This is a genomic window from Veillonella sp. 3_1_44, assembly GCF_000163715.1.
Lineage (GTDB): Bacteria > Bacillota > Negativicutes > Veillonellales > Veillonellaceae > Veillonella > Veillonella parvula_A.
On the sequence record NZ_GG770200.1, the window covers coordinates 291,934 to 305,433 of the forward strand.

General features: G+C 42.9%; 7 protein-coding genes and 1 tRNA gene. 6 read left to right on the forward strand and 2 right to left on the reverse strand.

Going from position 1 to position 13,500, the window contains the following annotated elements:
- Positions 1-395: 395 nt before the first annotated feature.
- The 4 genes from HMPREF0873_RS05010 to HMPREF0873_RS05025 all read left to right on the forward strand — a co-directional run bounded on the left by HMPREF0873_RS05010 (position 396) and on the right by HMPREF0873_RS05025 (position 3,639).
- A complete protein-coding gene (locus tag HMPREF0873_RS05010) occupies positions 396-1,349 on the forward strand; it encodes a magnesium transporter CorA family protein (protein ID WP_004694714.1) in 954 nt (317 codons plus the stop codon).
- Between the two features lie 168 nt (positions 1,350-1,517).
- Positions 1,518-1,606 (forward strand) — tRNA-Ser (locus tag HMPREF0873_RS05015).
- 104 nt (positions 1,607-1,710) lie between these two features.
- Positions 1,711-2,937 carry an MFS transporter gene (locus HMPREF0873_RS05020; protein WP_008714780.1) on the forward strand — a complete coding sequence of 409 codons (1,227 nt, stop codon included), beginning with the start codon at positions 1,711-1,713 and terminating at the stop codon, positions 2,935-2,937.
- Between the two features lie 153 nt (positions 2,938-3,090).
- Positions 3,091-3,639, forward strand: coding sequence for a GDSL-type esterase/lipase family protein (locus tag HMPREF0873_RS05025; RefSeq protein ID WP_008602190.1), 549 nt, complete (start codon positions 3,091-3,093; stop codon positions 3,637-3,639).
- 162 nt (positions 3,640-3,801) lie between these two features.
- Here the strand turns inward: HMPREF0873_RS05025 and HMPREF0873_RS05030 are convergent, their stop codons facing one another.
- On the reverse strand, positions 3,802-4,794 hold the full coding sequence (locus tag HMPREF0873_RS05030) for a hypothetical protein (RefSeq protein WP_004694840.1): 993 nt from the start codon (positions 4,792-4,794) through the stop codon (positions 3,802-3,804).
- 351 nt (positions 4,795-5,145) lie between these two features.
- Between HMPREF0873_RS05030 and HMPREF0873_RS05035 the strand changes: the two genes are divergently transcribed.
- Both HMPREF0873_RS05035 and addA read left to right on the forward strand, forming a co-directional pair.
- Positions 5,146-8,640 (forward strand): PD-(D/E)XK nuclease family protein, encoded by a 3,495-nt coding sequence (locus tag HMPREF0873_RS05035; RefSeq protein ID WP_008714782.1) that lies wholly within the window; start codon positions 5,146-5,148, stop codon positions 8,638-8,640.
- Positions 8,630-12,385, forward strand: a complete 3,756-nt coding sequence (gene addA, locus HMPREF0873_RS05040) for a helicase-exonuclease AddAB subunit AddA (RefSeq protein WP_008714783.1) — start codon at positions 8,630-8,632, stop codon at positions 12,383-12,385. The genes HMPREF0873_RS05035 and addA overlap by 11 nt, the downstream gene beginning before the upstream one ends.
- 81 nt (positions 12,386-12,466) lie before the next feature.
- Here the strand turns inward: addA and HMPREF0873_RS05045 are convergent, their stop codons facing one another.
- A complete protein-coding gene (locus tag HMPREF0873_RS05045; RefSeq protein ID WP_008602199.1) occupies positions 12,467-13,408 on the reverse strand; it encodes a diacylglycerol kinase family protein in 942 nt (313 codons plus the stop codon).
- Between the last annotated feature and the right edge of the window lie 92 nt (positions 13,409-13,500).

The following is a 13,500-nucleotide window of genomic DNA, read 5'->3' on the forward strand; positions in this document are numbered from 1 at the left end:
GATTCTGATTTGACAGAGTAGGATAAAACAAATAACCTCTATATTAGCGATAAGCTAGTATAGAGGTTATTTTTATAAGATTTAACCTAATGATATATTGCTGATTATTTGTTTGCATACTTACTCACTGTAAGTTTTAGTGGTTTAATCTTTTGGTGGATTTTTTAGTTTAGCAGCTTTATTAATCTATGTGCTCGCTAGATTTTTTGGTAGATTTGATAAAAGGATGTTTTGAGATGCTTTTAACATATACAATTGTGCATTGTTAATAGACATAAAGTGGTTTATGTATATACTACATAAACAAAACTTTCACAATTGAATTGAATAATAGCTATAAAATAGTATATAATTTATTAGATGATTACTATATGTTCGTTGGAAGGAGGGATAGCATGATCACGGTGTACAAACACATAGAAGAAGAGTTAGTTTCAGACTGCACTGTATCAGATGCCACAAAAGGTTCTTGGGTAAATTTGGTGAACCCAGACCCCGATGAGTTGTCCCTCATCAATATTTTGACGGAAATTCCAACGGACGTTTTAAAGACCGCTCTCGATATGGAAGAACGTTCTCACGTGGAATTAGAGGATAATTATATTTTCGTGGTTATCAACATTCCTGCGATTCGCGGTAATGATATGTACGACACGGTGCCGCTCGGTATTTTTTTGACGCCTGATTTCTTCATTACTGTATGTCTTGAAGAGTCCGAGGTGTTATATCCGTTCATTTCAAACCAACTGTCTACATTCTATACATATAAAAAGACGCGGTTCTTGTTCCAAATCTTGTACCGTACAGCCACATTGTTCTTACGTTATTTGCAACAAATTAATCGCCGTACCGACGATATTGAAGTTCAGTTGCGTCATACAACGAAGAATAAAGACTTCTTCCAACTATTGGAATTACAGAAATCCATGACATACTTTACCTCTGCGTTGCGTACGAATGGAACTGTTATGGAACGCCTATTGCGCTTGCGTGGTCACAGCACTTATAGACATTTGCTTAAAATGTATGAAGAGGATGAGGATCTTTTGGAAGACGTTATCATCGAGAATAAACAGGCCATCGAGATGGTTGAAATGTATTCTAATATCTTGATGAATATGATGAACGCCTTTACATCGATTATCTCAAATAACCTTAATATGGTGATGAAAATGTTGGCGGCCCTTACGATTACTTTGGCAGTGCCCACAATCATATTCAGTCTGTGGGGAACGAATGTGGCGTTGCCGTTCCAGGATGATCCGAATGGATTCTACGAAGTAGTAGGTATTTCCGTGGTGTGTTCTATCATTGCTATCATCGGCATGTGGAAAAAAGACCTATTCTAACATATATGACAAATAACTAATAGATTAGGGCAATACTAAATGTTAAATACAAATGAAAAAGCTGGCTGTAAGTCAGCTTTTTTGCTTGCTTATGTATTATATTATTGCTTATTTACGTATTACGTTGTTGCTTATTATTAGACCAATTTGATATAATAGTACCGTTATGGAGAGGTGTCCGAGTGGTTTAAGGAGCTGGTCTTGAAAACCAGTGACTCCGCAAGGGGCCGTGGGTTCGAATCCCACCCTCTCCGCCACATAATAAAGCCCTCTAGGTTTATGCCTAGAGGGCTTTTCAATCTTTACTCACTATGATATGCTATCGATATATTTATTAGATATTCTGTAGAAAGGAGCTCGTATGAATCGACTTAGTTTCTCGCGAACTCAGATTTTAATTCTCCTTAGTGTGTGGCTCACGTTCTTGTTGAGCTTTGTTATGCGCTTGTCCTGGGCATCTGTTATGCCTATCCTCAATGAGGCGTTGCATTTCACAGCTAAGATGGGGGCTCAACATATTTCGGCCTTTTACTTTGGGTATGCGTTAACGGTATTACCAGGTGGCATCTTAGCCGATAAAATCGGTTATAGACGTACTATCTTGTTTAGTTTGATTGGTATGGCTGCTGTAACGGCTTTGATGAGTACCATTACAGACTATAACATGGCTTGGGGCTTGCGCTTCTTGCTAGGTGTTATGTCTGGCCCTGTACAAGCTTCTTGCTTGAGTGCTATCGGCGATCACTTCGGTCCGAACCAACGCGGTGCGGCCGTAGGTATCTTCATGAGTTGTACTTCCTTTGGTATTACTACGGTAAACCTTTACGCACCGTATGTGGCTACACATTACGGTTGGCAAACTGCATTCCTTGCTACAGCAATCTTGCCATTGGTAGTACTCGTGTTATGTTACTTCACGGTGCGTAAGCCTAGTGCAGAAGTTCTCGCACAACGAGAGGCAGAGGCTTCTGAAGCGGCTGCTAAGCTTGGCGTAGGACAAACGTCTTTAGTAGAAAACTTGAAGCACATCGTTTCTAACCGCAATATTCGTTGCTTAGCGATTGCTGGCTTCTTCGCAACAGGTACGACTTGGGGCGTAACGCAATGGGCGAACTTGTACATGGTTAAACAATTAGGTGTAACGGCTATCTATGCAGGCCAAGTCATGAGCGTGTTCGGTACGGCTGCGCTAATTGCAAAACCAACGATCGGTATTTTATCTGATATTTTGCCAATTAAGAAGAACCATTTAGCGGCGCTCGTTATGTTCTTATTTGCGCCAGCTTTAATCTTGTTTGCAAGTACGGCAAATCCAAATATGCTCTTTGTAACAGGTCCAATCCTCGGTATAGGTGCCTTTATGCATAGTGCGTTGACCAATGCTCTCGTAGTTCAATCTGCAGCACCTCATTTGCGCGGTACTACAGCGGGCTTTGTAAACTTGTTTAACCAAATTGGTGCACTCTTGGCACCACTTCTCTTGGGCAATGTCCTTGTCATGACGGGTAGCTACCAAATGTCTTTGATGTCTATCGCTATAGCTCCTATTATTGGTGCATGTGCATTATTCTTTATTCGTCTTAAATAATATAAATGGATCCGTACATGAATTGCTCTTCTAAAAATTGCGTCTAATTGGAGGGCAGATCAAAACGGATCCTTTTTTGTAATTAATATGTATATTGTGTATAGTGTTCTTTTATTATATGATTAAGTCATAGTACAGGAGGGAGGGGTGAAGATGGAAATCATCTGTTTTGGCGATAGCATTACGCGTGGCTATGATGTGCCCTATGGACGCGGTTGGGTCGAAATCTGTGATGCATCCATAGAGGGTGTTAATTTTACAAACTACGGTGAAGATGGCTGCTCCGTACAGGGTATGATTTATAATATTGAAAATTGGGCGGTTACTGCTGTATCCGATCCAACACGTCATATTTTCTTGATGTGTGGCACTAACGATATTTTACAAGGTCGAGATAGTACCTATGTGTACAAGACTTTGGTGAAAGCTATTGAGCTTGCTAGTACAAAAGGGACGGTAATCATCGGTTTAGAAACTCAAATTGATAGCGATATGGACGGATTGGATCTGGTTGTACGAGAGGTTAATGAACAGCTAAAAGCTTACGCAGAGGCGCATAATATTAAAGTTATAGATTTCTATACTACCTTGTTTGAAGCAGATCAAATTGGACAAATTGTCTTTGCCGGAGAGGTTCATCCCAACGAGCGTGGTTATCGATTAATGGCGTATAAGGCATTAGAGGTCTTTACGCGATTATAACGGAGCTATAATAGAACTGGAACGGGATTATAATACAACGTAATATAAAGAACATAAAAACTCCCCTAATGAGTTGCCTCATTGGGGGAGTTAGTGATTTATAGTCTTTTGTGCTAGCGAAAGTTGGGGGCTTTCACCAGATAAAATTAAATTTGTAACGAATTATTTTTTAGATTTAGTAGATACTTTGTTATTGGACACCTTAGCAGATTGTGCAATTGCGTATGCAGTGCCTTTTACTAAATCAGAAGCTTCAGCAGTGTTGCCAGATACGGTTACAGCTGCTACAGTGTCTTCAGTTACTGCGAATAATGCAGTTGCGTAAGGGTGTTGTGCACCATTTGGTACAGTTACAGCACCGGATTTAACAACGATGTAACGACCGTTGTTGTTGAAGATATCATAATGAGCTGCTTGTTTTACACCATCATAGCTTTCATTGTAAGCAAACAATGCAGCTACTTCACCACTTGCTACTTGACCAGATTGTTGCATAGAACGCAATTTAGCAGCTGCTACAGCTGTTGGTTGAGTCATGTTTACAGTGATGCGCAAAGAGTTGTTATTTACAACTGCTTCAGTGATTACGTTTGTAGAGAATACATTCGCAACACCGTTGCCAGCACGGTTGTAAGAGCTAGCAGTTTTCACTTGGTAGCCATTAGTGTATGCAGGCAAGTCATAAGTGTAAGTTTTGCCATTTAACAATAAGTCAAACGCATTCAATTGGTTAGCTTTGTAGCGAGAAACGTAGGAGCTGCCGTTGCCATTAGCTGTTACGGAGTTTACAGTTTCTTGGTATACCGGTTGGGCTTCAGTAGGGATAGGATCCATGATTTGAAGACCTACAGCTGTTGTTTGAGGTGCCACAAAGATTGGATCGCCTAATTCTTTAGATACAGGCATTTGTTGAGCCATATCGCCTGCTGTATAAGGCACTGCCGGCAATGGTTTGTAACCAGGGCGCGGTGCACTTGTAGCATAACTAGTTTGGTAAGCTGGCGTAGCCGCTTGTGGTGCAGGATAAGAATATTGCTCTGCTGAAGCACGTTCATAAGCGCGTGCATTAGCATCGATAGTTGCAGCAAAAGCAGAGAAAGACATTGTTGTCGCTGCAAATACTGCAAAAGCAGTTGCTAAATGTTTTTTGTTCATAATAATTTACTCCTAAATACATGATTTTACAAATAACACAGATACTAACTTGTATTATATAGGAATTCATGCTAATTGTAAATAAAATATAAAATATTATCTTAATTATAAATAAATATAATCAGATGAGTCAAATATTGTACAATTAGCCATAGAATGTCATATTACTATATAATAATAATCAGTATAGTAATTTATTATATCGAAAAACTTCGTTTAATGCTATATCTAATTCGTATAGTGCTACAATTAATTTGTGTAGTGCTATATCTAATGCGTTAAATGATATGAGCAACATACATTTGTGAATTACATCAATTGAGATGGTGAAAGTTTCACTAGGGAGGTCTCATGAGTATTAGCGTCTATTATGGACGGGCTGGATCAGGCAAGACACGTGCCGTATATGAGCGCATACGTCAGGTCATGACAGATTGTCCAGGGGAACCAATAATTTTACTTGTTCCTGAACCTGCCACCTATCGGATAGAACGGGAGCTAGCTGAATTTATGCCTGAAAAAGGCTTTACTACAGTTCGTGTCGTAGGCTTTGGGCGTTTGGGTTATCAGGTATATCAATCGATAGGCTCAAAAGGGGTTGGTCAATCGAGTTTATCTAGCTTTGGCCGGGCTATGTTGTTGCGCCTTGTAATGAAACGAAAACAAAAGGAACTGGGGCTGTTAGAACAGGCTACAAAGCGGCCTGAGTTTTCCTCCGTATTGCAACAGCTCTTTTCTGAATTCCGCGCCTTTCGTGTAGGCCCTGCTGATCTAGAACGAGGGGCAGAGACTGTTAAAAATAATGTATTACAAAAGAAATTGCGCGAGCTAGCTATCTGTATGTCTGCCTATGAAGAGGAACTCAGTCGTCATGGGGAGCGCGACATCGATCCTATCATGGAAATCGTAGAGGCTTTGCCACAATCTCCTCTCATGGAGAATAGCCACGTCTTTATCGATGGTTTTCATTGGTTTACGCCCACACATTACGAGCTGATTTATACTTTGTTTGACTTGGCGAAGGAAGCCGTTATTACTATCGATTTACCGATGGCCCCAAAGGCGTTAAATTTAGCTCGTCGAGGGGAGCATCTCTTCAGCCGCCCTTTAGAGATTTACGACACCTTAGTTGCTCGTTATGGCTTTAATATCAACTGGGTTGGCTTTGATGGGAAACGAGGCCCTCAAATCGTTCAAGAGCTAGAGGCTAATTACTTTGCTAGCCCTAGTAAGAAAAATACTACAGATGCAACGATTCCGCTTATTCGAGGCTATAACAGGGAACGCGAAGCCGATGCGGTGGCTCGTCGTATTTTAGCCTATATAGAATCATCTGAAGAGGCTCGTTACCGAGATGTATGTATCATGCTCCGCGAGTCTGAAACCTATGGTGACACTTTAGAAAAGGTTTTTGCTCGCTACGGCATCCCGCACTTTATCGACCGTCAGCGGCCTATGAAAAACCATCCATTAGGTGAGCTATTGACGGCTCTTTTTGATATCGTGCGTCATAACTATAGTCGGGACAGCATGTTTCTATTGCTCAAGACGGACTTGATGCCGCTTACTCGTGAGGCTGTAGATGAGTTAGAGAACTATGTTCTCGAGTTTGGTATCGATCATTATAAATGGGAACGTGAAAGCTGGCCGTACCTACGAGGCTTTCATGAGGGGCAAGATGAAGAGAGCCACGTAGATGCACCACGCAGAGCACGTGTTAACAAAGCAAGAGAAATCATTATGGATATATTATCTCCATGGTTTGACTTTGCTGCTAATGCGGAGGGTCATACAGGGGCTGAGTGGGGTACACAACTTTATGGTTTATTAGAAATCTTACAAGTGCCAGAGCGGCTCTATGAATGGGCGAAGGATGCAGAAACTATAGGTGATCAAGAATCCAAAGCTAGTCATGAACAGATGTATAATGCGGTTCTTTCCTTTATAGACGAAATTTCTATGGTCATGAAGGATGAAATATTGACTCTGGATGAGATGATGCTCCTCCTCGAAGAAGGCCTTAGCGATGTAAACTACTCTATGATTCCGCCGTCTTTAGATCATGTGGTGATCACCACTATCGAACGTGGTTACAGCCAGTGGTGGCCTAAGGTGTTCGTAATGGGCCTCAACCAAGGCGTATTCCCTCAAAGTATGGGAGATGAAGGTCTCATCAAGGATAAGGAGCGTCAAGAATTGGCCGATGCAGGCATTACCTTAGCAGAAGGGGCCTTGCCGAAGGCTTTCAACGAGAATTTCCTATTATATCTCGCCATGACACGGGCATCCGATTCGTTGACCTTGTCCTATGCGGGCTCTGGTGAGGATGGAACAGGTCTTGAGCCATCCCTCGTTGCGAAACGATTAGAATCTCTTGGGTACATAGATCAGGTAGTAGATATTCCTCTCTCCATTGCACCTGATACAGAGGCAGATTACGTGTGGCGCCCACTCCAAAGTCTGTCATTGTTATCGGAGCGTTGGGGTGCGCTCTTTAGTGGTTATGAGGTCAATCCTCTTTGGTGGGGTCTCTATAACTGGGCTCGTGAAAGCGAAACCTATCGTCCTCGTTTAGCGGAGGTGTCACGTGGCATTCGAGATAACAACGATGTGCCTGTCATAACGCAGGATTTAGTGAATGGTCTATTCTTGTCTAAAGGCTACATGTCTGGTTCTGTGACACGCCTTGAACGATACCAACAATGTCCGTTTAAGTTCTATGCCCAATATGGTTTGAAACTAGAACCACGTCCAGTACGCTCCTTTGGAGCTCCTGAAATCGGTACGTTCTTACATGCTAATTTAGAGCGCTTAGGTAATTATCTATTAGAAAATAACAAACAATGGCGTGACCTTGACGAAGAGGAACAAGAAAATCTATGCCGTACTGTGGCAGACGAAATCTTGCAAGAAAATCAGCTAGGTGAAGAAACGAGCGATGCCTATCAAAAGGCCATCGAACAGCGTGTACAGAGAACATTACATGTGACGGTAGACCGCCTCGTAGAGTGGTCTAAGCGCAGCGATTTTGATACGAAGTATTTAGAGCAAGACTTTGGTCGTCAAGGTGGCTGGGACCCTATTCGAGTTTCTCTTGGTGAAGACCGTTACTTGCGACTCATCGGTCAAATTGACCGCATCGACGAATATACACGGGATGATCAAACCTATGGCATGGTTATCGACTACAAGTCGGGTGGTGCTCATGTGACGGCCCAAGATGTGTATTATGGACTTAAACTGCAACTCATGACCTATCTGTTGGCTTTGGAGTCCGCTTATGGTAAAACACATGGCGGATCTATGTCCCCTGCGGCGGTGGTTTACTCTTACGTGAAGAACCCTAAAATCCCTGCTGATGCGCCTATATCTTATGAAGATGCGGTTTCGTTGGCTAATGAAAGCGATGCTTGGCAAAACAGTGGGTACTTCTCCGATGATATAGAGTTGTTGACGCATATTGACAATAAGTTCTTGTCCTATGGATCTAAGCGAGGGCCTTATGTGCCGATTGCTACGAAAAAAGATCAAACCATTTCTAGCAGAGATTTGCGAAAGGTTAAGTCTACAGGTGAATTTGATGTAATGTGCCGCTATACAAATCACGTGATGGCTGAAACAGGCCGTCACATTGGGGACGGGCAGTTTCCGATTAAGCCATATCAATTGAATGGCCTTAGACCTTGTACATTCTGCGACTACAGAACGGTATGTCGCTTTGACTCTAGCCGTAATCGATATAATTATTTGTCTAAATTGTCCGAGAATGACGCATTAGAACGGATGAAAGAGGTCTTAAACGACGGAAATAATAGTAGCAAAGGAGGTGAAAACCATGGGTGTTAAATGGACGCCAGAGCAGGAGTCTGCCATCATAGCGCCTAAGGACTCCTCTTTAGATAATCAGACCTTACTTGTTGCGGCCGCTGCCGGTTCAGGTAAGACAGCGGTCCTAGTAGAACGCATTATTACGCGCCTTAAGGACATGGATAATCCCTTATCTGTTCAAGAACTCATGGTTGTAACTTTCACAAAGGCTGCGGCCCAAGAGATGAGCGCTCGTATTGGCCTTGCCTTGGCTAAAGCCATGGAATCTACAGATGATGCTGCACTACAAGCGCGCCTTGAACGACAGCTCAATCTGTTGCCCTCGGCTCATATTTCTACATTGCACTCCTTTTGCCAATGGGTGATTCGTTCCTATTTCTATAAGCTCGACATTAATCCGACAGCGCGCATCGGCAATGAAGCAGAAATGGCATTGCTACAACAAGAGGTATTAGCCGATTTATTAACTAAATCCTATGAAGAGGGCCTTTATAATATCTATGAGCTAGCGGATTTCTTCAGCGATGATAAATCCGATGCAGGCTTAACGGCGAAGATTATGTCCCTGTATAACTACGCCATGTCCCTCGCCAATCCAGATGGATGGCTACGAAAAGCGTTAGAGCCTTATAAAGAGGCGATGACCATAAACCCTAGCGATACGTTGTGGGGTGAATATATGTGGTCGAATCACATGGCTGTCATCGATCGCATTCGCGAGCGCTTAGAGCGGATGGAACAAATCTTGCTCGATCCGACAGGGCCTCATAAATGGCAAAATATATACGATAATCAACTGGCTGCACTAGGCATGCTTTCAGCGGCTCAAACTTGGGACGACATGGGGGAAGCTTGTAAACATATGGATACCTTTATTAAGGATCAGTTCCGCATGGGCTCCAAAGAGGCGCAAGCCTATGATCCTATATTGGTGGCAGAGTTTAAATCTTTGGGCGGTCAAAATAAAGATGACCTTAAAGCTATGCAAGCCGCTATATTCACCGTTCCGGAAGCCACCTTGCAAGAACAGTTTAAGGCTCAATATCCAATCATAGAAGGCCTTGTAGAGCTAACGATTGCATTCCACCAAGCGTATCGGGATATGAAACAAGAGCAAGGTATCATGGATTTCAGCGACCTTGAGCATTTATGCTTGGCCCTTCTCGTTGAACCTGGTACAGAGGATGACCCTCAGCCATCTGAAGTAGCGAAGGAACTACAAGATACTTTCAAAGAAATCATGGTTGATGAATACCAAGATACGAACGGCGTGCAAGAGACGATTATTAACTTGATTTCTCGCATCGATAATAGGTTTTATGTGGGGGACGTGAAGCAGGCTATTTATAGCTTCCGTATGGCCGATAGTTCTCTGTTCATGGAGAAATATAATACGTACGGCGGCAATGATGCGGTAGAACGTCGTATCGACTTGGCAAAAAACTTCCGATCTGACGCAAATATTTTGGCGGCTACGAACTTCTTGTTCTACCAAATCATGACGGAAGACGCGGCAGAGCTCAATTACACAGAGGCTGAATCGCTCATTCCTGGCCGTATCGTGGAGGATGCGCCTGAGGATTGGGTCGGTGGTGACGTAGAATTGCAACTCTTAGATGTGAGTAAGGATACCCTTGGTGCTAGTGAAAGTGACGAAGATGAAGGGGATGACCCTGAAAACAACGAGCGTGAGCTAGATTTTATCATTCAAAAAATCAAAGAAATCCATGCTGCTAAGAAGCAGGTACAAAATCCAGATGGCACATTCCGTCAAATCGAGTGGCGAGACTTTGCTATTTTGCGCAGATCCTTAGCGGGCTGGGGGACGCGTGCCGTAGAAGCCATGCGGCAAGCGGGGATTCCTGCGGTGGTAAATGAGCGAGACGGTTACTTTGAAGCCCAAGAGATTCAACTCTTATTGGCGTTGTTATCCGTCATAGATAATCCGGAACAAGATTTGCCGATGGCTGCCGTGTTGCACTCTGGCCTCGTAGGCCTTGATGCCAACGAACTAGGTGCATTGCGCCTGTCTGGTGAGGGCTCCTTATGGTCTCTTATGCCAGCCTATGCAGAAGAGGCTCAAGATGAGCGTTTATTGGCCTTTATTGGGCATATGGAAAGGTGGCGCACCTTATCGCGTCGTCACGGTGTGACCGACTTGTTGTGGGATATTTACGAATCTCAAGACTATGTAAACTATGTGGGAGCTATGCCGAATGGCCTCGTTCGCCGTGCCAATGTGCTCGCCTTATACGATAGAGCCAAGGGCTATGAAGCCTCTGGCTTCCGTGGGCTCTTTAGGTTCTTGCGCTTTGTGGAAAGCTTACGCGACAGCAACCAAGATATGCCTCTTGCCAATGTGGTGAGCGAGGCAGACAATGTGGTGCGCCTTATGACCATCCATAAGAGTAAGGGCCTTGAATTCCCTGTAGTGTTCCTATCTGGTGTACAAAAGCGATTCAACATGATGGACTTGCGTTCAGAGCTTCTTATCGATAAAAATGCAGGTCTTGGTTTGAAAGGGTATTTCCCAGATATTCGAGTGTCCTTCCCGACCATGCCTTGGTTTTATGTGAAAGACGTAAAAGAAGCGGCCCTCAAGGCGGAGGAGCAGCGCATTCTCTATGTTGCCTTGACACGGGCACGAGATAAGCTGTTCATGACAGGCTTTATTAAAGGCTTTAAAAATTCTAAAGGTGTGTTAAGCACCATAGGTGAGCTCATTAAAAATGCGGCTTCCGTAGAAACTCAACAGTTACCGACAGATATTATTACACAAGCTAATACCTATCTAGACTGGATGATTATGGGCTTTGCTCGTCATTTAGATGGCGGTAATCCATTGCGCGTAGCCATCGAGTACGAAGGCCCCACCTATTTTGATTTGCCTGATAAACAGTGTCGTTTAAAGGTTGAAATTCATGATGGTTCTCTCTATGGTGATCTCGATTACAAAGCGGATATTGACGAGACAACAATCAATAAGGTGCGGGACTTAAAAGCTGTTAATTCCGTAGAATTACCGCAGAAAATCGTGGACCGTTTTAACTATATCTATCCATACAACGATGCTACACGACGTACTGCTAAAATTTCTGTTAGTGAATTGAAGCGACGATTCCAAGAACGAGAACTTGAAGCAGGAACTATTGATACTTTGAATGAACCGATTGCAACGGTAGAAGTTTCAGCAGATGCCCTAGCAAACTCCGTATTCGGTCGAAAGCCACAAGCATTACAGTCTGAAGATGATGTATTGACCGGTGCTCAATGGGGTACCTTGATGCATGAGGCTATGCAATGGCTACCTCTTGTGAAGTATACGCAAGCTTCTTTGACGAAAGAACTCGATGCATTGGTGGCGAAAGGGACTTTTACAGAGGAAGAACGGAATTTATTAAGCGATACAAGTTTGTATAAATTTTTCAACTCTGATCTTGGTAAGCGCCTTATCAATGCAAAACGTATCGAACGAGAGTTGCCGTTTAGCATGCTCTTTGAAGGAAAACGCGTATACGATACTTTAGAGGACGGGGAAAATCTGTTCCTTCAAGGTATTATTGATACGGCCTTTGAGGAGGATGGCGAATGGGTTCTCGTAGATTACAAAACGGATCGCGTTACATCCGGAGAAGAACTCATTAAGCGCTATAAAATCCAAATGGACCTCTATAAAGAGGCCTTGCAGCGATTGACGGGAATGCCCGTGAAAGCATGTTACATTTATAGCTTCCGCTTGCATGATGCAATCATTGTGGACTAATGCGCATAGATTCTTATAAATTAATAAACACAAAAGCTCTCTATCCGTTGTATAGAGAGCTTTTGTGTTACCAATTACTTATTATATATGTGGTAGTTTAGGCAGATTTAAGGCTTTTTTCTTTTTGTGCTTTGCAGGTGCAAATACTTTGAGTACGCGTGGCAATACTTCAATATCCACAGGCATATCCGGACCTGCATCACCATCCATATTAGTCGATAAATCATCGACGTCAGATAGAAGTTCGATATGAGCTTTTTTCACCGTTAATGTCGTTGTATAACGAGAATTATAGATGGCACCACTGATAATGAGTGGTAATACGCTGAGAATATCGAGGATAAAATATTCCTTGAAGATGATGATACGCATATAACCATCATCTACAGAGGCTTCTGGCATAAAACGTTCAAAGCTAGAGACTACATTGGTAAGTAGGGCTAAAACGAGAGGGGATTTGCAGATGAAATCGTCGTTCTCTGTTTTGATGCGGTACGTGTAGTCCTTTGTAGTGAACAACGCTTGGCCTGCTCGCAAGAAATACGCAAGAGGGCCGAGTATGCTTTTTTCCTTTGGCGTAACTTCATCCACAACCTTAGGAATAACACCAGCTGCAATATTATTGCAGAAATACCGATCATTACAACGGCCGATATCAATGGTTCGAGTTTCATTGATATCGATACGCCTGATAGCTTGTGTTGGATTTTGGTGAATGCCGAGCGCACGAGACATATCATTTACTGTACCAACGGGGATAAACCCAAAGGTACAGGAGAATCCACCTTGGGCAATACCATTAACGGTTTCGTTAACAGTGCCGTCACCACCCATGCAGAATACGGCATCAAACCCGCGCTCACAAGCGTTCTTAGCGAAACGTGTAGCATCGCCTTCACCTCTGGTGAATTTAACCTCAATCGTTTCGAACAAGGTGCTCAATTTCCATTGTAAATCGAGGGCGTAACGGCGCGCTGCACCGCCTCCTGAGACAGGGTTGATGATAATCAAACAACGGCTCATAGTATACTTCCTTACTTTCAAAAATGAGATATAGCTATTATCTATAGTTAAATTGACAGTCTTAATGATGAGTTCTATAATTGTAATGTATG

Excerpts from the sequence above, each read along its gene's own strand:
- HMPREF0873_RS05010 (WP_004694714.1), top strand. The coding sequence starts at position 396 with ATGATCACGGTGTACAAACACATAGAAGAAGAGTTAGTTTCAGACTGC.
- HMPREF0873_RS05020 (WP_008714780.1), top strand. The coding sequence starts at position 1,711 with ATGAATCGACTTAGTTTCTCGCGAACTCAGATTTTAATTCTCCTTAGT.
- HMPREF0873_RS05025 (WP_008602190.1), top strand. The coding sequence starts at position 3,091 with ATGGAAATCATCTGTTTTGGCGATAGCATTACGCGTGGCTATGATGTG.
- HMPREF0873_RS05030 (WP_004694840.1), bottom strand. The coding sequence starts at position 4,794 with ATGAACAAAAAACATTTAGCAACTGCTTTTGCAGTATTTGCAGCGACA.
- HMPREF0873_RS05035 (WP_008714782.1), top strand. The coding sequence starts at position 5,146 with ATGAGTATTAGCGTCTATTATGGACGGGCTGGATCAGGCAAGACACGT.
- addA (WP_008714783.1), top strand. The coding sequence starts at position 8,630 with ATGGGTGTTAAATGGACGCCAGAGCAGGAGTCTGCCATCATAGCGCCT.
- HMPREF0873_RS05045 (WP_008602199.1), bottom strand. The coding sequence starts at position 13,408 with ATGAGCCGTTGTTTGATTATCATCAACCCTGTCTCAGGAGGCGGTGCA.